The following is a 16,788-nucleotide window of genomic DNA, read 5'->3' on the forward strand; positions in this document are numbered from 1 at the left end:
TGCACGGCCGGGCGGCCGGCACCCGTACGAGCCGGGTGCCGGCCGCCCGGTGCCGTCAGCGGCGCGGGGTCGCGGACGGCCGCCCGAGAGCGCTGTCCGCCAGGTGGGCCAGCAGGGCGGCGGGGTCGGCATGTACCTCAAGGGCTCCGGCGGCCCGCAGGTCCCGCTCCCCGGTACCACCGGACAGGAGGGCGATGCACGGGACTCCCGCCGCTGCGGCCGCCTGTACGTCCCACAGGGTGTCCCCGACGAAGACGGCCTCGTCGGGACCTGCGTCGGCCCTGTCGAGTGCGGCACGCACGAGATCGGGGGCCGGCTTGCTCGCATCGACGTCGTCCGAACTGGTCGCGGCGGAGACGGCGTCGTCCGCGTCGAGGACCCGCCGCATGACCGAGAGGTCCCGCGCGGACGCGGAACTCGCCAGCACCACCGTCCAGCCCCGGGCGGCGACGGCGCGCAGCAGGTCCGCCGCGCCGTCGAAAGGCCTCAGGCGTGGCCAGAAACGGGCGTACAGGGCCTGGTGCGCGGAGCTGATGTCGGCGTCGGACGCGTGGTCGCGGTCCGGGCCCAGGACGTGGTCGAGGAGCTGGTCCCCGCCCATGCCGATCGAGGCGTGGATCAGGGCCATCGCAGGTGCGTGACCGTACTGGGAGAGGGCCTCCGCCCAGGCCAGGGTGTGCAGGTAGTTCGTGTCGAGGAGTGTGCCGTCGACGTCGAACAGTGCTGCCGGTGCCATCGGATTCCCCCTTTCCGGGGTGACGGGTCTGGTCGACGGGTCCGGTCGACGACGCTACGGTGGCCCCGGTCGGAACGCGGCGCGGCGCGCCAGGCCCGTTTGCCCCGTCACGGGCCGGACATACGAGGCCCGTGAACGCATTCAGCCGCACGGAGTGCCCCGTCGTGAGCACCGGGGCCGGCGCCGGGATCGGGCGGGGACACGTCGGGGTGTTCGCCCGTCGCGGTGACCGGTCGGCCCTGGTGGCCAGGTGCCGCACCGGCCTCGACACATGCCGGGCGGACCCGGTGACAGACGGGGACCGGGGGCGCCGGCCGCGTCGAGTCGGCCGCTCCCGCAGGCGGCAGGTGGTAGGGAGATGAGCATGACCCTCTCACACCCCGCCGACCGGAGTGACGGCTCGCGCGGCCGGTTCGAGCGGCTTGCCGAAGTCGCTTCCAACCTCACCAGCTCCCCGGTGTTCTCCGGATTCTGCGTCGTACTGGTGGCCGCCTTCGTCACGGCCCACGCGGCCGGGCTGTCGGCGGAGTGGCAGATCCTCGCGGGCGACACGATGACGGCCGTCACCCTGCTCCTGCTGGCCCTGCTCAAGAACGCCGAGCGCCGTGCCGAGCATGCCGTCCAGCGCAAGCTCGACGCGATCGCCGCAGCCCTCCTCGAACAGAACGAAGGCCCCGAGGGGGAGGCGCACCGGGCGCTCCGGGAGGCGATCCGCATGGAGGAGCGGCTCTGAGCTCCGAGCGGCCCGCACGCGTCCGCTCCGCCGCCACCCGTACGGACGCCGACGGCAGCCTCGGGGCGCGCCTCTCCGGAGCGGACCGAACGGGCTTCGCCGCGCTACTGCGAACCGGTGGCATCGGGCACCGGCCCGTGTCGAGTGCGGGGTGGCGGGGGAGACGTGCCCGGACCGTCCTCCTTCTCCAGCGTTGGGAGCGCACCGTGGCAGGCGACGACTTCGTCATCGACGTGAGCCGGGTCCGGGACGAGGCTCGGCAGAAGATGGCCGAAGGGGCCGTGACGAACACCTACGGCCTCGACGCGCACAAGGTGGCGGCCGTCCTGAACGACGTGGTCGCCACCGAGGTGGTGTGTTGGCTGGGCTACACGCGGCACGCCATCTCAGCTACGGGCATCGACCGTGCCCAGGTGGCGGCGGAGTTCACCGAGCACGCCGCCGAGGAGATGCAGCACGCCCTGCGCGCGGCCGAGCGGATCGCCCAGCTCGGCGGGGAACCGGACTTCGACCCCGCCACCCTTGCCGGGCGCGCCCACACCGACTACACCGCGCCGGACGAGAAGGACCTCAAGGCCATGCTGGAGCACAACCTGCTGGCCGAGCGCATCGTCATCTCCACCTACCAGGAGATCGCCCGCTGGCTGGGCGACCACGACCCCACGACGCGGCGCCTGATCGAGTCCATCCTCGAGGAGGAGGAGGAACACGCCGACGACCTCACCGACCTCCTCGCGGTGTGACCCGTCGGGGGAATCGGACGGGGAGAGGGTATGTCCGGCCGTCGCGGACAGAAGCGGCAGGGCCGGCGACACGGCAGGGAGGCAGCACGGTGAACGACGTCGACCGGGAGTTCGACCGCGAGCGCGCCCACAGGAAGTCCCGCGACCTGTCCGACCTCAAGGACGAGCCCGACGAGAAGAACGACGAACACATCGAGCAGGCGCGGAGGGACCAGGACGAGACCGGTGGTCCCGGCGCCGGGCAGCAGGGCGGCGGAGAGCCGCGGGAGCCGAAGGCCGGCTGACCCGCCGGAGCGGACCGCCGACCGGCCCGGACGCTGCAGGTGGGGCGTGGGGCGACGTGTGCGCAGCGACCGACGCGCCGCACCGCGGACCGAGACCGCGGTGCGGAGTGGTCGCCGGTGTCGTTGCGCCCAGAGCCGGACCGGTGCCGGGGCCGGTGCCGACCCGCCACGGGCGGCCTCGTCCGGACGGACCCGCCGGGCTGGAATCTCCCCTCGGGGGAGGTCCTACGGTTCGACCGCAGGCGCCGCAGTCGCGAGCGCGGCGATACGACGGGAGAGGTCGACGATGACGACGTTTCTGCTGGTCCCCGGTCTGTTCATGGGCGGTTGGGCCTGGGAGGCGGTGGCCGCCGAGCTGACCGCGCGCGGGCACCGGGCGGTGCCGGTGACGCTGCCGGGGTTGGGCGAGGGTGTCGGCGGGGAGGCCGGCGGCATCGGGCTGGCGGACCACACCGCGGAGGTGGTGGCCCGGTTGGACGCGGAGGGGCCGGGGGTGGTGCTGGTGGCGCACAGTTACGGGATTTTCCCCGGGCTGGCCGCCGCCGACCGGCGGGCCGGCCTGGTCGACCGGGTGGTGCTGGTCGACACCGGTACCCCGGAGGACGGGGAGTCGGTGCGGACCGCTCTCGTGGGCGCCGGCCTCGGGGCCGCCGACGAGGCCGGTCTGGTGCCGGTGCCCGCCGAGGTCGCCGGCCTGCCGGCGGCGGAGTCGCAGCGGTATCGCCGCCTGGCCAGGCCCCAGCCGGCCAGGACCCTCAGCGATCGGATCGAACTGACCGGCGCGTGGCGCACGCTGCCCACCACCGGCGTGTTCTGCCTGGAGAACGGCCTCAGCCTGGAGGTTGCCAGGGCCCTGCACGCCACCGGTGACCCCAGGTTCGCCAAGCTGGCGGAACCCGGTGTCACCTTCTTCGAGATGGCGACCGGCCACCTCCCGAACCTCTCCGCCCCGGTCGAGCTGGCCGACGTCCTGATCCGTGCCTCACGCGGCGAGGGCGCGGGCCTGTTCGACTGACGGCCGGGCCGACAGGGGCGGACGCCGCTGCGATGCACCCGGTGCGGTCTACCGGTGCTGTGTACCGGTCGGTGTACCGGCCGAGGACTCCCGGCCGTCCGCCCGGTGGCTGCCGCCGAGCCCGGCGCCGGCTTTCCCCCCGACGCGTAGGTCTCGTTCAGGGCGCTTCCGTGCGGTTCGGCCGGCGGGACTCCTCCGGCGGTGTCGTGTTCCCCGGCTCGCCCGTGCCGTCCGGTTCGTCGTCGGGCCAGGTGTCGGGCCAGGTACGGGTGTCCCGGGGCTGGACATAGGGTTCCTCGCCCTCGGGCAGGCCGCCGCGGGTGGCGCGCTCGCGGGCGAGTTCGGCGTCGAACTCCAGGCCGAGGAGGATCGCCAGGTTGGAGATCCACAGCCAGACGAGGAAGACGATGACGCCGGCCAGGGTGCCGTAGGTCTTGTTGTAGGAAGCGAAGCTGGCGACGTACAGGGCGAAGCCCGCGGACGCGGCCGTCCAGAGCAGGACGGCGAGCAGGCCGCCGGGGGAGATCCACCGGAAGCCGCGGCCACGGACGTTGGGGGCCGCCCAGTAGAGCAGGGAGACCATCAGGGTGACGAGGACGACCAGGACGGGCCACTTGACGACCGCCCACACGGTGAGGCCGGTGTCCCCGACACCCAGGGTCCTGCCCGCGCGGTCGGCGAGGGGGCCGGTGAAGACGACGATCAGCGCGCTCGCTGCCAGGAGAAGCAGGAGCAGCAGCGTCAGCCCCAGGCGCAGCGGTGTGACCTTCCATGCCGGTCGGCCCTCGCGGATGTCGTACACGGCGTTCGCGGAGCGGATGAACGCCGCCACGTAGCCGGAAGCGGACCACAGGGCGCCCGCCAGGCCGATGACCAGCAGGACGGTGCTCGTGCCGCCGTTGTCCTGCAGTTGGTCGACGGCGTCGCTCAGGATGTCGCGGGCCGGGCCCGGAGTGAGCTTCTGCAGGTTGTCCAGGGCGGCGTCGGTCGCCGAGCGGCCGACCACACCGAGCGCGGAGACCAGGACGAGCAGTGCGGGGAAGATCGCCAGCACGCCGTAGTACGTCAGGGCGGCGGCCCGGTCGGTCAGCTCGTCGTCGAGGAACTCGGTGCCGGTGCGGCGCAGCACCGTCGACCAGGATCGGCGGGGCAGGTCGCCCGGTGCGTCCGGCGCGTCCTCCTCCATCTGCGCGTCCGGCCCGGGCCGGACCGTGTCGCGGCCGGTCCCGCGGCCGGTCAGGCGGTGTCGCTTGCGGGGTGACGGGGGGTTCATGACGGGCGTCTGCCCGCGAGGGCCGGATGAATCACCCGGTGCCGGTGCCGGTGCCGGTGCCGGCGTTCCGCGGTGTGCGGTGCGTGTTCCGCAGTACGCCGCCGGCGTGCGGAAGGAACGGGGGCTTCCGCGCGGTGCGGGCCGGGACCGGCTGCCGACGGCCTCAGCGGGTGTCCAGGCGGGGGAAGACGAACTCGTCCAGTGCCAGGCCCACGGCGACTGCGACCGGCACCGCGACGAGGGCGCCGATGATGCCCAGGAGCACTCCGCCGGCCAGGACGGCGAGGACCGTGACGAAAGGGTGCACGTCGACTGCGTACTGCATGGTGCGCGGCATGATCAGGTAGTCCTCCAGCACGCGGAACCCGATGTAGAACGTGGCGGTGGCGACGGCGACCGGCCACGAGACGGCCAGCGCCACCAGGCTGACGACGATCCCGGCGACGGTGGAGCCGACGACGGGCACCAGGTCCATGAGAGCGACGAACGCCCCCAGCGCGGCGGCGTACGGCACTCCGACCACTGCGCACCACACGAAGGTGGCCAGGCCGGCGACGGCCGACGTGAAGAGGTTTCCCAGCATGTAGCGGCCGGTCCGGGAGAGGATCTCCTCGGTGAGCTCCCGGGCACGGTCGCGCCGGGTGCCGACGACGAACCGGTAGCAGAACTCCTTGGTCGCCGGCAGACCGGCCATGAAGTACAGCGTCAGGGTGACCACGACGACCAGCGAGGTGACCGTGTCGAGCACGAGCCGGCCCGCGCCCAGCATGCCGCCGACGACGCCCCCGCCCGAGCCGAGTGCCTGCTTCGCCCGGTCGACCACGTGGTAGTGGTCCTCGATCCGTCCGAGGGTGGACTGGTGGTCGTGCACCTGCTGGAGCCAGACCGGCACCGCATCCGCCAGTACGGTGACCTCCCGGCTCAACGGCGGGATGAACAGGGCGAGAAAGCCCCCGACCAGCATGCAGAAAACGCCGAGCACCACGGCCACCGCCCAGCCCCGGCGCAACCGGCGGCGTATCAGGATCCCCACCACGGGTTCCAGGCTGACCGCGATGAAGGCCGCCAGCACCGTCAGTGTCAGCACCTGCTCCAGCCTCACCAGTTGCCGGAACAGGAACCAGCCCAGCAGCGCACCCAGGGACAGCCGCAGTCCGGCCGAGAACCACGGCACCGCCCCCTGCCAGGATCCCTCGCCGGGGCGGGCGCTCCGACTCTGCGCGGGGAGGGTCCCGGCCGCGGGCGCCGCAGGCGCGGCAGCGGGGGCCGGATCGTTCGGGGCCAGGTCGTCCGGGACCGAGCGGTTCGGGGCCACGTCGTCCGGGACCAGGAAATAGCGCCTGGCTCCGTCGGATGCCAGTGTGCTCAGTACCCGCAACCTCGACGGCTTCATGCCGTGTACCGCCCTTCCTCCTCCGGGCCCGCTACGAGCCGCTGGTGCATCTGCCCCGCTTCGGCCGCGGGACGCGACGACGGCGCCGTGGAACCGGCCGGCGCCGAGCGGGCGTCGGCACGTACCGCCCGGCCTCCGGGCGGCCGGTCCCGCACGCAGAACGCCCCGCACGGTGCCCGGCGCTCTTCGGCGACCGGGGGTGCGGGGCGGTGTGCCGGGGCGCAGCGTGGTGCCGGCCGCCGGGCGGTGCGGGGTCAGGTCACCAGCGGTACCAGCGGTGGCGGCTGCCGGAGGAGTGGGTGCCGCGGGCGACGAAGCCGAGCAGCCAGACGACCAGGACGATGACCGCCACCCACCACAGGGCCTTGAGGGCGAAGCCCGCGCCGAAGAGGATCAGAGCCAGCAGGAGGACGAGTACCAGGGGAAGCACGGTGGATCCCTTCGTTCGGCGATGGTGACGAGCAGCCGTGTGCCCCGCTCCCGGACACCCATGCGCATGCCGTACGTCGGGCCGCGGGTCCGACGGCCGTCGTCGGAGCGACGTTCCGTCAGTCGGGCCGATCGTGGACGAGGGCGCATGGAAGTGGAGGACGGGGAGAGCCGATGCACCGGACACCGGCAGCGAGAAGAAGTCATGAGTGGCGCGGGGGACTACGAGAACGCCCCGGAGTTCGACCCCGACAGGCACACCGGCGACAGCGGCCACCACGCGCAGGTCGGCGGCCACCACGGCGACCCGACGATGGACCCCCGCCTCTGACGTCAGGTTCCGTCGGCACGGCGCTCGGCCCGGACCCCGTACCTCGGGGTCCGGGCCGCCGGCCTTTCGAGGCGACATATCGTCTGATACCGGACGACTTTTCGGGACGGGCGCATGGCGGGAGGGATCAGGGGCAGCGGGCGGTCGGGCACGGCACCCGCCGCGTCCACGAGCTGAGGAGACGATGAGCATGGCAGTCCTGCAGGGCACGGCACCGGATCTTCAGCTCGCAGACCTCGACGAGTGCTCCCCGGCGGCGCGGATCGAGGCCCCGGGTGCGGTGGCGCCGGCGGATGCGAAGGAGTTGTCGCGGGACCTGCTGGTGCGGCTGGGTTCGCTGGAGGAGGGGAGCAGTGAGTACTCGTACGTGCGGGGCACGCTGGTCGAGCTCAACGCGACGCTGGTGCGGTTCGCCGCGCGGCGCTTCGCGAGTCGCAGCGAGCCGATGGAGGACATCCTCCAGGTCGGCACGATCGGTCTGATCAAGGCGATCGACCGGTTCGACCCCGCCCGTGAGGTCGAGTTCACCACCTTCGCCCTGCCCACGATCATCGGCGAGATGAAGCGGTTCTTCCGCGACACCTCCTGGATGGTGCACGTGCCCCGCGGCATGCAGGAACTCCGCCTGGCCCTGGCCAGGGCCTCCGACGAGCTGGAGCAGCTGCTCGACCGCCGGCCCACCCCCGCCGAACTCGCCGCGCACCTCGACCTGGAGGAGCGCGAGGTGATCGAGGGCATGAAGGCCTCCAACGCCTACGCGGCGCAGTCCCTCGACATCCCCACCGACGGGGAGGAGCCCGCCGCCGTCCTCGGCGCCCGCCACGCGGTCGAGGAGAAGGGCTTCGAGGCGGTGCTCCACCTGGAGACCCTCAAGCCCCTCGTCGCCGCCCTGCCGGAGCGCGACCGTGCCGTGCTCTCGATGCGCTTCGGCGCCGAGATGACCCAGAGCCAGATCGGCGAGCAGCTCGGCGTCTCCCAGATGCAGGTCTCCCGCATCCTCACCCGCATCCTCAAGCACCTGCGCACCGGCCTGCTGGCCGACTGACCGGCGCCCCCGTGCGGGCTCGTGCGGGCGCCGACGGATCGTCGGGACGGCGAGCAGGACGCTCCGGCACCGTGAGGAACCCGGCCGGACACGGAACGCTCCCGACACTGCCGACACCCGTGCTCCTCACCTGCGACCCCGTCGGCCGGAAGCCGCAGCCGACGAGGCGTCGGGGAGCAGGCGGCCCGATGCCCTGTCACCTGGGCGCATCCAAAGGCGAATCACGGCACCCGGCAGGGTGATGGCGCCGGGGGCCGCGATTCCGCCGGTGGTCGTGACGTCAGTTCAGCCGGTGGCGCGCGCGGCGGCCGGCAGAGCGTGCGTGCGTGGGCGTGGCCCGGGTGCGGTGCCTGGCGTGGCCGGGGCCGGTGGCGGCGATGACGGCTGCCAGCACCAGCGACCCGACGAGCAGGAGCATGGCGAGGTTCATCGGATACCTCCATCTCAACCGGATGCGTACCGTCCGCCTGCCCGCGGTCGCTCCGGTCACACCCTCCGACTCGCGCCGGGACCGTGCCGGGTCGCAGGTACGGGCCACCCGGGCCAGGACATCGATCGCCTGCCTGCCTGCCTGCCTGCCGGGGCGTACAGGCGTACAGGCGTACAGGCGTACGGGCGTACGGGCGTACGGGCGGGCCGGCGTCGCGCGCGGTGTTCGGGGCCGAACACGTCCTTGGCGCCTTGGCGGCCGACTAGACTCGGACCGCGGCTTCCGACCGGCTTCGACAGCGGCCTGCCGCTGGAACACCAGAGTGTGGGCGTGCCCGCCACCGGGCCGGCCCGAGGGAGTGGACGATCAGCGTGGATCCCGTTTTCACCGCCACTGTCCGGCAGTCCGCCACGGGGCCGGTCGTCGGGTGTGCCGGCGAAATCGATCTGGACGGCGCTCCTCGACTGCGTGCCGCATTGACGACGGCTCTGGCGGTACGGCCCGCCCCGGCCGTGATCGTGGTCGACCTCGCCGCCGTGACCTTCTGCGACTCCTCCGGGCTCAACGTCCTGCTGAAGAGCCGTACGGAAGCCGGACGGCAGGGCACCGCCCTGCACCTGGCCCGCCCCTGCCCGCAGGTCGAGGAGCTCCTGAGGATCACCGGTGTCGGGGGGATCTTTCCCGTGGACCGTGACGTGGCCGCCACCGAGCCGCAGGATCCGGCGGGCTGACGTCGGTCGACCCTTCGAGTGGGTACGCGGAGGATCCCGTGTGCGTTCGCCCGTACGAACCCGGGTGCCCGCTGCCCCCGTTCGGGGTCGCACCTGCCGACTGCCGCCTGTGGACGCAGCGCCAGGCGGGCACGGGCCCGGCCGGTGGGCAGGGCGCGCTACCAGGGGATGAGGGCTTCGATCTCCTTGCCGTCCTGGTACGGGCGGATGTGCAGGCTGGTGGCCAGGGGTTGGATGATCGTCGACCAGCCGAAGCCGCCGGTTCCTCCGAGGAGGTCGGGGACACGGGGCTGGGGCAGCACCGGACTGGTGTCGCGCACGGTGATCCGGATTCCGTCCTGCCGAGCGCCGGGATCCAGTGCGAGGGTGAGCCCGAGGGGGCCGGGGGCGTGGCGAACGGCGTTGGTGACGAGTTCCGAGACGACGAGCAGGGCCCGGTCGAACCCACCGGCGTGCGTGGGCGGGTTCTGTGCGGCGAGGGCGGCCAGGAACACGGCGGCTCCCTCCCGCGCCCGTGTGGGGGTTCCGGGACCGCCGTCGAAAGCGGTGGACCACGGCCCGCTCTCCGGGCCTGCTGCCGTCATTCGATGGCCTTTCCGATCGCTCCCCGCCCGCATCACCCTGCCGCCCCGCAGCCTACGCCCAGCCCCGGGAAGCATCCCAGATCCCGGCCGGGGTCCGGCTGCCGGAGGTCACCGGCTCGCAGCACCGGACGCCGAACGCGAGCGGGCCGCCACCGGCACGGTGGCGGCCCGCCGACCGTACGGTCCGGCGTCTCGGCGTGTCGGCCCCGCACCCGGTGTTCAGGGGTGCGGGGCCGGTTCTCCGAAGGTCAGGGACTGCAGTGGTCCGGGTTCACAGCCGGGGGTCGCCGTAGTAGCTGCCGAGCTCGTCGTGGTAGCCGGCGTCGCCGGCGTGCTTGTCGGGGTCGAACTCCGGCGAGTTCTTGATCTCCTCCTTGGAACGGTCGACCCACACCGTCTCCTCCGCGGTGTCGACCCGGGTGATGGTGCCCGCCGGGAGCAGCACGTGCTTGCCGAAGATCCAGGGGCCGGTGTCGACGACGACGTAGGAGGAGCTGACGTCCTCCGAGTGCTTGTCGATCTTGCCGATGTGGCCGTCCGTGGCCTCGACCCGGTACCCGGCGAGGTTGCTGCCGGGGGTGTAGCCGGAGGCGTTCTGGTAGTCCCACATGCCGCTGCTCACAACTTCCTCCTCGTTGTCGGGGTGTGAGGCAGCGCCTCCCCGGCATCCCGGCCCCCATGCGCCCGGCGGGCGCTGGATCGTCGACTGCGGTGCTGAGGCGGGTCGGAGGGGTGCACGGGATGCGGGGTGGTCCGGCCGATGCCGGTTCCGTCGCGCCCTGGCGGGCGTGCAGGTGCCGCCCCGGGCGGCCGTGAACCGGGCCGTGGTGTGTGGGGTGCGTGGGAGGACGTGTCCGGTGGCAGCGGTACCGGCGGCGCTCGCCGCGTTGCCGACGGTGCAGCCCGGTGCCCGGTCACTGGTGCGGGATCTTTCCGCACATCAGGTTTCCGGGCTCCGACGGGTCGTCGCTGATCCAGAACTGGCACCACAGGGCGGCGAATTCGGGTCGGCTGAGGTGGCCGTCCCCGTCGAGGTCGAGGAGGTCGAAGACCTCCTCGACCTCGACGTCCTGCCCGTGCCACGTCTCGACGAGGCGGCGGTGCTCGGTGCGGGAGATGCGGCCGTCCCCGTTGCCGTCCACCGCGTCGAAGATGGTGTCGGCGGTCGCCGCGACGGCCTCGCGCATGCCGGGGAGCCGGTCGACGAGGGTGAGGAGTTCGCTCCTGCTGACCCTGCCGTCGTTGTTCGCGTCGGCCACCTCCAGCAGGCCGCTCCACCAGCCCATGAGGACCGTCTCGACGCGGGCGCGCAACTCCGTGCCCTGCTCGACCCCCGGCAGGCGGCTCCAGCGGTCCACGAGGGCCTCGAAGTCGTCCCTCCGCAGGTAGCCGTCGCCGTCCGCGTCGAACGCGGCGAACATGTTCTGGATCTTGAGCTGCTGAAACACGCTAGCCATGGAGGAGCTTCTCCCAACGCCGAACCGGGCACGCCGTTACGCGTGGCCATCGAGTGGTCACGCTAGGTGGTGGACGGGTGTCCGGTGTCGGATTCCCGGGAATTCCTTCCGCGCCCCGGCGGGTGGGGTACCGTGCCGCGCCCCGACCTCCGGCGTCCACGGCGGACCGACCGCTGCGCGCAGGTGTGGTGTCGCGGACCCGGGGCAGGTGCGGAACCGTATCCGTCGAGGAGTCGAGGAGAGGAAGGCGACCGACATGCCGGGAAAGAACCACGACCTGTCCACACGTGCCGACACCATCGAACCGACCGACCGGGCTCTCGAGGGTTCGACGGCCGAGCGGGCCCGAGCGGTGGTCGCCGCCCACGCGCACCAGGGCGACGACTGCCGACTGCTCCTCGACATGCTCGGACTCCGCGAACCGACGCACTGATCGGGCACCGCTGTACTGATCCGGTACCGGTGTACTGATCGGGTATCGGTGTACTGATCGGGCGCCGACGTGCTCGGGCCGTGCCCATGGCTGCGACGGCCGCCGCGACCGTCACCACGTCGACCCCGGCACCGGGCCGCGGCGCCACCCCGTGGAGGCCGGCCGCACCGTCGCCGTTCTTCGCCTTCCGGCTGTGAATCGGCTCTGACCTGCATGTTTGGGTTCGCATGGTCGTGGGCACGCGCGGATCATGTGGCTGATGAGACCGCCCGGGGTGTACCCGGTGCAGGGCGACACGGCACTTCTGGTGGAGAGTCTGACCGCCGAGCAGATCCACGCCGGTGTGCGCTGCCTGGATCTCGGCACGGGTAGTGGAGCGGTCGCGCTGGCCGCGGCCCGGCTGGGGGCCGAGGTCACCGCGGTGGACGTGTCCTGGCTCGCCCTCGCGACGGCGTGGTCCAACGGGCTGCTGCGTCGGCAGCGTCTCCACCTGCGGCACGGCGACCTCACCCGGCCCGTCCGGCTGCAGGTGTTCGACCTGGTGGTGAGCAACCCCCCGTACGTCCCCGCCGAACGCACCGGTGCGCCGCGACACGGTCCGGCGCGTGCGTGGGACGCCGGTCGGGACGGTCGGCTGCTGCTCGACCGGATCTGCCGGGAGGCGCCGGGGCTGCTGAGCCCCGGAGGTGTGCTGCTGGTCGTGCAGTCCTCGCTGGCCGGTGTCCGCGCCACGGTCGGCGCGATGGAGGACGCCGGACTGCGGGCAGAGGTCGTGGCCCGGCGGCGGCAGGTCTTCGGTCCGGTGATGACGGCCCGCGCCGACTGGTTCGAGCGCCGCGGGCTGATCCGGCCGGGCGTGCGCGAGGAGGAGCTGGTGGTGGTGCGCGGTGTTCGCGGGTGCTGACCGCACCCCGCGCAGGGTGCAACCGGTGACGAACGGCCCGGTGCTGGTGGAAGGGCCGGTCGAGATCGTTCTCCCGGACGGTACGACCGTGCGGTCCGACCGGCCGGTGGTGGCGCTGTGCGTGTGCCGTCGCAGTCGGCGGTACCCGTTCTGCGACACGAGCCACCGGCGGCACCGGCCGCCGCCGCCCGCGGCCCGGGCGGCCCTAGCGGGCGGGTCGGGTGGGCTGGGTGGACCGGGCGAGCCGGACGGCTCCGGCGGCTCGGGTGGCTCCGGCGGATCACCGTCCGGCGGCGAGGGCCCCGCCGCGCAGTGAGCTCGCACCGGCGTCCCACGCCTCGGTGAGAAGGCGCGCGAACCTGGTCTCGGTGAGGGTGCTCGCGGCGATGCCGAAGGCGATGTCGGCCTCCAGCTCCGGCTCCGCCTCCACCATCGGGGCGATGACCTGGTGGCGTACGACCTGCTCGTGGACGGCGTCGGCCTCCACGTGCTCGCGGTAGAACAGGGTGCCTGCCGGGCCCGCACCCAGCCGCTCGAACGCCGCCGCCAGCCGGGCGGCCCCCGGCGGGGAGCCGATCTCGACGGCGGCGAACTGCCCGACCAGGGCGCCGCGCAGCGCGCGGTGCAGGCCGAACATCGACATCAGGTTGACCACGGCGAAGGCCGGGCCGGCCGCCGCGTCCACGTAGTGCCCGTACGCCGGGTCGAGGCCGAAGTCCGCCATCATCTCGCCGAAGAGCCGGGCGTGCGCCCGCTCCGGGTGCCCTGCGCCGTACTCGTCGAACTGGACGGTCATCACCGCGGCACGGGGTGCGCCGGTCAGGCGGGGGACGACCCACAGCTGCGGGTCCGCCTCCTTCAGGTGGTAGAGCGATCGGTGCACCAGGTACTCGCGGGCCTGCTGGCGGCTCCCGGCGGCGAGCAGGCGGTGCGAAGGGCCGCTGCCGGTCCGGGGCTCGGTGAGCAGGTCCTCCAGCAGGGCGCCGAGCGGCCGCACCGGGGTCTCGGCGTGCAGCCCGTCCAGGAAACGGCGCTCCAGTGCGCCGCGCAGGGACAGCAGCGAGGGCGCCCACTCCCAGCCGGGGTCGACGCCGGCGAATCCGCGGTAGTGCAGCTCGTAGCAGACGTACAGGGCCAGGTGCAGGTCCTCGTCCCAGGGGTCCGTGCCGGGATCCGGCACGGGCAGCGGTGGTGATGCCGGACCGGGCGGTCCTGCGGTCAGCGCGGCGAGGAGGCCCGAGGAGAGGTCGCCTCGGGGTGATGGCAGGACGGGCATGGTCACGGGATTCTCCAGGGCCCGGCACGGGACCGCGGGCCCGGCACGGGACCGCGGGTTCGGCCGGCCGCGGGTTTGGCCGGCCGCGGGTTCGGTCGGCCGCGGGTTCGGTCGGCCCGATCGGCGAGGCGAGGCGCGTCACCCGCCGGAGGGGATCCTTCGTGCGGCGTCTGCCCGGTTCGCCGCGGGCCCACACCACGGCCCGGGCAGCCGACCGACCGGGACGCTCCCCCCGGCACCGGCACCGGCACCGGACCCGGACCCGGACCCGGACCCGGACCCGGACCCGAACCGGAAGGCCGTCGCCGGTGTGGTTCGGTGATCCCCATCCGGGTAAGTGCGGCCCGCGGACCGGCCGCCGAGCACCCTGGGGGTACCGATGCCGAACACCGCGAAAATCGTCTACAAGCCGGTCGGGCTCGCCGCCGGCCTCATCGGTGGCGCCCTGGCGAGTTTCGCCTTCCGGAAGCTCTGGGACCGCCTCGGCCCGGAAGGCGACGCCCCGCAGCCCCTGGAACGCGACCACACCTGGCCTGAGGTCCTGTTCGCGGCCGCGATCCAGGGACTGATCCTCTCGGTCGTACGCGCCGCCGTGCAGCGCGGCGGCGCGGTGGCCTGGCGCAGGGCCACCGGGACCTGGCCCGGCGAGGACTGACCGGACCGGGCCGGGGTTCACCACGGCGGTTCACCACGGCCCTGGGCCCTGCTCCCGTACGTCGCAGCGCTCCGGCGGGCGGCTCGCGCCGCCTGCTCCAGTCGGCTGTGGCCGGGCGCCGGCCGTCGGCCCGTGCGGCGGACTGCGGCGGATTCCGGTTCAGCTCTCCTGCCGGGTGGGCGTCGGAGGGGTGCGGTGGGTGAAGAGCGGCAGGGCGTCGCAGACGTCCAGCAGCCGTACGACGGGCGGGCTCGCCGCGCGCAGCCGTACGGGGAAGCCGGCGGTGAGCCCGTGCTGTCGCAGTTCGAGCAGGATGTTCAGGCCTGCGCAGTCGATGAAGGTCACGTCGCGCAGGTCGAGGTCGATCGCTCGCGGTGTCCCGGCCGGGAGTGCCAGCAGCGCGTCCCGGAGGACGGCCGCGTTGTCCTGGTCGATCTCGCCGGCCACCCGCACGCGGCTGAGCCCGCCGAGGGCCCGCACCGTGTGCACCGTCAGCGGTCCCTGCCGGTCGGCACGGGGCGGCGACGGTGTCGGCGCGACCACCGCCACGGAGGAGGGACAGGCGGTGGCCTGGGGCGGCAGGAACGCGTTGTCGAACATGGCGGGCTCCTTCCCGGTCGGGCAGGGCTGTTGATTCGATGCTGCGCGCCGAGGGAACCCATGTCAAGGGATACACGAATGGCAGTGCGTGTATTGCGGTGCAGGAATGGGCGGTCATACGATGGGCGCATGGAGACGCGTGCCGATCCCCGCACCGGTTGGACCTTCCTCACCAACCACGCCCGGGTGCTGTCCCTGATCTCCCGTGACCCCGACATCCGCATGCGTGACGTCGCCACCGCGTGCCAGGTCACCGAGCGCGCCGTGCAGAGCATCGTCACCGATCTGGAGGCCGGCGGGTACATCACCCGCAGCCGCGAGGGCCGCCGCAACCGGTACCACGTCAACCCCGACACCGAGCTGCGTCACCCCGCGGAGGCCGGGCACACCGTCGCCGCCCTCCTCGCACTCCTGGAAGGCCCGCCCGACGTCGCGCCGGCCGGGCCCACCGCGCTGCCGCCGCGGACCGGTGGTGCGGGGTAGGCGCCTGGCGCAGCGGCACAGTGGTGCGGCGAGCGCGGGAGCGGCTGGGGCGGTCCACCGCGGCAGATCACCCCAGGGGCTCACCTCCGGCGCGGAGGCGGACCGCTCGCGCAGGGCCGTCACAGGCCGCGGCGGACCTCCGACGGCCTGGGGCAATGCGCGCCGGAGCAGGTGTGACGGCGGGGGCGGCGGGCAGGCGCCGGTGTGACGAAGGAAATCCCTACGTGACTGCTCCAGGAGCTGTCCATGTGCCCTGTCACCCCGTGCGCCGACCCCGGCCACCACCATCGACTCCACTTCGAGCCCACCGGCGGGGCGACCCCCGTCGGCGACGGCGTGGCCGCCGTGCGACGGGCTCTCGCCGACTGGCACCTCGACGTTTCCGGGGAGGCGGTCGACGATGCCGCGCTCGTGGCCGCGGAACTCGTGGGGAATGCCGTCCGCCATGCGGGCGGCCCCCGGCAGCTCGACCTGGAGCACCGGGGGAACCGCCTGACGATCGCGGTGACGGATTCGAGCCGGGCGCGGCCGCGGCCACGTCCGCACCAGGCGGACGGGGTCGGGGGACACGGGCTGTTCGTCGTCGACCGGCTCGCCGTCCGCTGGGGGCACGACCCGCAGGAGCAGGGGAAGACGGTGTGGGCGGAGATGCTGCTGCAGTCCGGCCGCTGAGGTCGTCTCGACGGCGATCGCTTCCGGGCTCCGTCGAGAACGAGCGCAGCTCGGGCGATGTCGCCGATCCGGCGGGGACAGTTCGGTCACCGAGCTACCGGGATGCCGATCGGATCTGTCACCGAGCTACCGGGATGCCGATCGGCGTCCTACGCGAGGGCGGTGCGGCGACGCCGTGTCCGAGCGGCATTCCGGATCGTGCGAGCCGTCACGGCACCCGTCACGGCCCGGCCGGTCCGGACACCCGTCACGGCCCGGCCGGTCCGGACACCCGTCACGGCCCGGCCGGTCCGGACGCCGACGGCGTCGGAGGGGCACAGCGGTCGGGGTCACCAGTAGTGGCGCCGTCCGCCGACTTCGTGGCCGACGAGTCCGAGGACCCACAGGATCAGTCCGACCACGAGCAGGACCACACCGATGGTCCAGAGGAAGCCCAGCCCCGCAATGAGGCCGATGACGAGGAGGATCACTCCGAGGATGATCATGCGGACTCTCCTTCGAATGCCCCCTGGCCTGCTTCTGCCCGGCGATCCGCAACTCAATCCGGCAGCGCTGCCGGCTCCGGGCGCAGGGGCGGAGGG

24 protein-coding genes are annotated in these 16,788 nt (G+C 73.2%); 13 read left to right on the forward strand and 11 right to left on the reverse strand.

What is annotated here, in order from left to right:
- Positions 1–55: 55 nt before the first annotated feature.
- Positions 56–736, reverse strand: a complete 681-nt coding sequence (locus OG335_RS38175; RefSeq protein ID WP_405009275.1) for an HAD family hydrolase — start codon at positions 734–736, stop codon at positions 56–58.
- 364 nt (positions 737–1,100) lie between these two features.
- On the opposite strand from OG335_RS38175, the gene OG335_RS38180 reads away from it, so the two are divergent.
- The 4 genes from OG335_RS38180 (at position 1,101) to OG335_RS38195 (ending at position 3,511) form a co-directional block, all read left to right on the forward strand.
- Positions 1,101–1,469, forward strand: a complete 369-nt coding sequence (locus OG335_RS38180; RefSeq protein ID WP_405009274.1) for a low affinity iron permease family protein — start codon at positions 1,101–1,103, stop codon at positions 1,467–1,469.
- A 266-nt stretch (positions 1,470–1,735) separates the two neighbouring features.
- Positions 1,736–2,212 carry a ferritin-like domain-containing protein gene (locus tag OG335_RS38185; RefSeq protein ID WP_405015288.1) on the forward strand — a complete coding sequence of 159 codons (477 nt, stop codon included), beginning with the start codon at positions 1,736–1,738 and terminating at the stop codon, positions 2,210–2,212.
- Positions 2,213–2,301: 89 nt separating this feature from the next.
- Entirely contained in the window at positions 2,302–2,496 is a 195-nt protein-coding gene (locus OG335_RS38190) for a hypothetical protein (protein ID WP_405009273.1), read from the forward strand.
- 286 nt (positions 2,497–2,782) lie between these two features.
- On the forward strand, positions 2,783–3,511 hold the full coding sequence (locus tag OG335_RS38195; protein WP_405009272.1) for an alpha/beta fold hydrolase: 729 nt from the start codon (positions 2,783–2,785) through the stop codon (positions 3,509–3,511).
- Between the two features lie 157 nt (positions 3,512–3,668).
- Here the strand turns inward: OG335_RS38195 and OG335_RS38200 are convergent, their stop codons facing one another.
- The 3 genes from OG335_RS38200 to OG335_RS38210 form a co-directional block, all read right to left on the reverse strand.
- Complete coding sequence (locus tag OG335_RS38200; protein WP_405009271.1) at positions 3,669–4,784, reverse strand: YihY/virulence factor BrkB family protein; 1,116 nt, start codon at positions 4,782–4,784, stop codon at positions 3,669–3,671.
- Positions 4,785–4,947: 163 nt separating this feature from the next.
- A complete protein-coding gene (locus OG335_RS38205; protein WP_405009270.1) occupies positions 4,948–5,958 on the reverse strand; it encodes an AI-2E family transporter in 1,011 nt (336 codons plus the stop codon).
- 478 nt (positions 5,959–6,436) lie between these two features.
- Positions 6,437–6,607: a hydrophobic protein gene (locus OG335_RS38210; protein ID WP_405009269.1), complete on the reverse strand. Its 171-nt coding sequence runs from the start codon at positions 6,605–6,607 to the stop codon at positions 6,437–6,439.
- Positions 6,608–6,811: 204 nt separating this feature from the next.
- On the opposite strand from OG335_RS38210, the gene OG335_RS38215 reads away from it, so the two are divergent.
- Both OG335_RS38215 and OG335_RS38220 read left to right on the forward strand, forming a co-directional pair.
- Positions 6,812–6,937, forward strand: coding sequence for a hypothetical protein (locus OG335_RS38215; RefSeq protein ID WP_405009268.1), 126 nt, complete (start codon positions 6,812–6,814; stop codon positions 6,935–6,937).
- A gap of 190 nt (positions 6,938–7,127) precedes the next feature.
- Positions 7,128–7,982, forward strand: coding sequence for a SigB/SigF/SigG family RNA polymerase sigma factor (locus tag OG335_RS38220; protein WP_405009267.1), 855 nt, complete (start codon positions 7,128–7,130; stop codon positions 7,980–7,982).
- 280 nt (positions 7,983–8,262) lie between these two features.
- On the opposite strand, the gene OG335_RS38225 is transcribed toward OG335_RS38220, so the two are convergent.
- Entirely contained in the window at positions 8,263–8,412 is a 150-nt protein-coding gene (locus tag OG335_RS38225) for a hypothetical protein (RefSeq protein ID WP_405009266.1), read from the reverse strand.
- 371 nt (positions 8,413–8,783) lie between these two features.
- Here OG335_RS38225 and OG335_RS38230 point away from each other — a divergent pair, with 371 nt between their 5' ends.
- Positions 8,784–9,143: an STAS domain-containing protein gene (locus tag OG335_RS38230; RefSeq protein WP_405009265.1), complete on the forward strand. Its 360-nt coding sequence runs from the start codon at positions 8,784–8,786 to the stop codon at positions 9,141–9,143.
- 158 nt (positions 9,144–9,301) lie between these two features.
- Here the strand turns inward: OG335_RS38230 and OG335_RS38235 are convergent, their stop codons facing one another.
- The 3 genes from OG335_RS38235 to OG335_RS38245 form a co-directional block, all read right to left on the reverse strand.
- Complete coding sequence (locus OG335_RS38235; protein WP_405009264.1) at positions 9,302–9,637, reverse strand: ATP-binding protein; 336 nt, start codon at positions 9,635–9,637, stop codon at positions 9,302–9,304.
- 361 nt (positions 9,638–9,998) lie between these two features.
- On the reverse strand, positions 9,999–10,349 hold the full coding sequence (locus OG335_RS38240) for a PRC-barrel domain containing protein (protein WP_405009263.1): 351 nt from the start codon (positions 10,347–10,349) through the stop codon (positions 9,999–10,001).
- Between the two features lie 292 nt (positions 10,350–10,641).
- Positions 10,642–11,184 (reverse strand): EF-hand domain-containing protein, encoded by a 543-nt coding sequence (locus tag OG335_RS38245; protein WP_405009262.1) that lies wholly within the window; start codon positions 11,182–11,184, stop codon positions 10,642–10,644.
- A 256-nt stretch (positions 11,185–11,440) separates the two neighbouring features.
- Between OG335_RS38245 and OG335_RS38250 the strand changes: the two genes are divergently transcribed.
- The 3 genes from OG335_RS38250 (at position 11,441) to OG335_RS38260 (ending at position 12,837) form a co-directional block, all read left to right on the forward strand.
- Entirely contained in the window at positions 11,441–11,617 is a 177-nt protein-coding gene (locus OG335_RS38250; RefSeq protein ID WP_405009261.1) for a hypothetical protein, read from the forward strand.
- A 250-nt stretch (positions 11,618–11,867) separates the two neighbouring features.
- Positions 11,868–12,521: a HemK2/MTQ2 family protein methyltransferase gene (locus tag OG335_RS38255; RefSeq protein WP_405009260.1), complete on the forward strand. Its 654-nt coding sequence runs from the start codon at positions 11,868–11,870 to the stop codon at positions 12,519–12,521.
- Positions 12,522–12,561: 40 nt separating this feature from the next.
- Complete coding sequence (locus OG335_RS38260) at positions 12,562–12,837, forward strand: CDGSH iron-sulfur domain-containing protein (protein ID WP_405015633.1); 276 nt, start codon at positions 12,562–12,564, stop codon at positions 12,835–12,837.
- On the opposite strand, the gene OG335_RS38265 is transcribed toward OG335_RS38260, so the two are convergent.
- Positions 12,802–13,797, reverse strand: coding sequence for an iron-containing redox enzyme family protein (locus tag OG335_RS38265; RefSeq protein ID WP_405015287.1), 996 nt, complete (start codon positions 13,795–13,797; stop codon positions 12,802–12,804). The two genes, OG335_RS38260 and OG335_RS38265, sit on opposite strands and share 36 nt — an antisense overlap.
- Before the next feature lie 379 nt (positions 13,798–14,176).
- Here OG335_RS38265 and OG335_RS38270 point away from each other — a divergent pair, with 379 nt between their 5' ends.
- Complete coding sequence (locus OG335_RS38270; protein ID WP_405009258.1) at positions 14,177–14,452, forward strand: DUF4235 domain-containing protein; 276 nt, start codon at positions 14,177–14,179, stop codon at positions 14,450–14,452.
- Positions 14,453–14,611: 159 nt separating this feature from the next.
- Here the strand turns inward: OG335_RS38270 and OG335_RS38275 are convergent, their stop codons facing one another.
- Positions 14,612–15,052 (reverse strand): STAS domain-containing protein, encoded by a 441-nt coding sequence (locus OG335_RS38275; protein WP_405009257.1) that lies wholly within the window; start codon positions 15,050–15,052, stop codon positions 14,612–14,614.
- 129 nt (positions 15,053–15,181) lie between these two features.
- Here OG335_RS38275 and OG335_RS38280 point away from each other — a divergent pair, with 129 nt between their 5' ends.
- A complete protein-coding gene (locus OG335_RS38280) occupies positions 15,182–15,535 on the forward strand; it encodes a helix-turn-helix transcriptional regulator (RefSeq protein WP_405009256.1) in 354 nt (117 codons plus the stop codon).
- Between the two features lie 246 nt (positions 15,536–15,781).
- Positions 15,782–16,207 carry an ATP-binding protein gene (locus OG335_RS38285; RefSeq protein WP_405009255.1) on the forward strand — a complete coding sequence of 142 codons (426 nt, stop codon included), beginning with the start codon at positions 15,782–15,784 and terminating at the stop codon, positions 16,205–16,207.
- 329 nt (positions 16,208–16,536) lie between these two features.
- On the opposite strand, the gene OG335_RS38290 is transcribed toward OG335_RS38285, so the two are convergent.
- Positions 16,537–16,692, reverse strand: coding sequence for a DUF6131 family protein (locus tag OG335_RS38290; protein ID WP_405009254.1), 156 nt, complete (start codon positions 16,690–16,692; stop codon positions 16,537–16,539).
- Positions 16,693–16,788: the final 96 nt, after the last annotated feature.

Source organism: Kitasatospora sp. NBC_01539 (assembly GCF_045040525.1).
Taxonomy (GTDB): Bacteria; Actinomycetota; Actinomycetes; order Streptomycetales; family Streptomycetaceae; genus Kitasatospora.

Coding starts and splice junctions, on each gene's coding strand:
- OG335_RS38175 (WP_405009275.1), bottom strand. CDS start 736: ATGGCACCGGCAGCACTGTTCGACGTCGACGGCACACTCCTCGACACG.
- OG335_RS38180 (WP_405009274.1), top strand. CDS start 1,101: ATGACCCTCTCACACCCCGCCGACCGGAGTGACGGCTCGCGCGGCCGG.
- OG335_RS38185 (WP_405015288.1), top strand. CDS start 1,736: ATGGCCGAAGGGGCCGTGACGAACACCTACGGCCTCGACGCGCACAAG.
- OG335_RS38195 (WP_405009272.1), top strand. CDS start 2,783: ATGACGACGTTTCTGCTGGTCCCCGGTCTGTTCATGGGCGGTTGGGCC.
- OG335_RS38200 (WP_405009271.1), bottom strand. CDS start 4,784: ATGAACCCCCCGTCACCCCGCAAGCGACACCGCCTGACCGGCCGCGGG.
- OG335_RS38215 (WP_405009268.1), top strand. CDS start 6,812: ATGAGTGGCGCGGGGGACTACGAGAACGCCCCGGAGTTCGACCCCGAC.
- OG335_RS38220 (WP_405009267.1), top strand. CDS start 7,128: ATGGCAGTCCTGCAGGGCACGGCACCGGATCTTCAGCTCGCAGACCTC.
- OG335_RS38225 (WP_405009266.1), bottom strand. CDS start 8,412: ATGAACCTCGCCATGCTCCTGCTCGTCGGGTCGCTGGTGCTGGCAGCC.
- OG335_RS38245 (WP_405009262.1), bottom strand. CDS start 11,184: ATGGCTAGCGTGTTTCAGCAGCTCAAGATCCAGAACATGTTCGCCGCG.
- OG335_RS38250 (WP_405009261.1), top strand. CDS start 11,441: ATGCCGGGAAAGAACCACGACCTGTCCACACGTGCCGACACCATCGAA.
- OG335_RS38255 (WP_405009260.1), top strand. CDS start 11,868: ATGTGGCTGATGAGACCGCCCGGGGTGTACCCGGTGCAGGGCGACACG.
- OG335_RS38265 (WP_405015287.1), bottom strand. CDS start 13,797: ATGCCCGTCCTGCCATCACCCCGAGGCGACCTCTCCTCGGGCCTCCTC.
- OG335_RS38270 (WP_405009258.1), top strand. CDS start 14,177: ATGCCGAACACCGCGAAAATCGTCTACAAGCCGGTCGGGCTCGCCGCC.
- OG335_RS38275 (WP_405009257.1), bottom strand. CDS start 15,052: ATGTTCGACAACGCGTTCCTGCCGCCCCAGGCCACCGCCTGTCCCTCC.
- OG335_RS38280 (WP_405009256.1), top strand. CDS start 15,182: ATGGAGACGCGTGCCGATCCCCGCACCGGTTGGACCTTCCTCACCAAC.
- OG335_RS38285 (WP_405009255.1), top strand. CDS start 15,782: ATGTGCCCTGTCACCCCGTGCGCCGACCCCGGCCACCACCATCGACTC.
- OG335_RS38290 (WP_405009254.1), bottom strand. CDS start 16,692: ATGATCATCCTCGGAGTGATCCTCCTCGTCATCGGCCTCATTGCGGGG.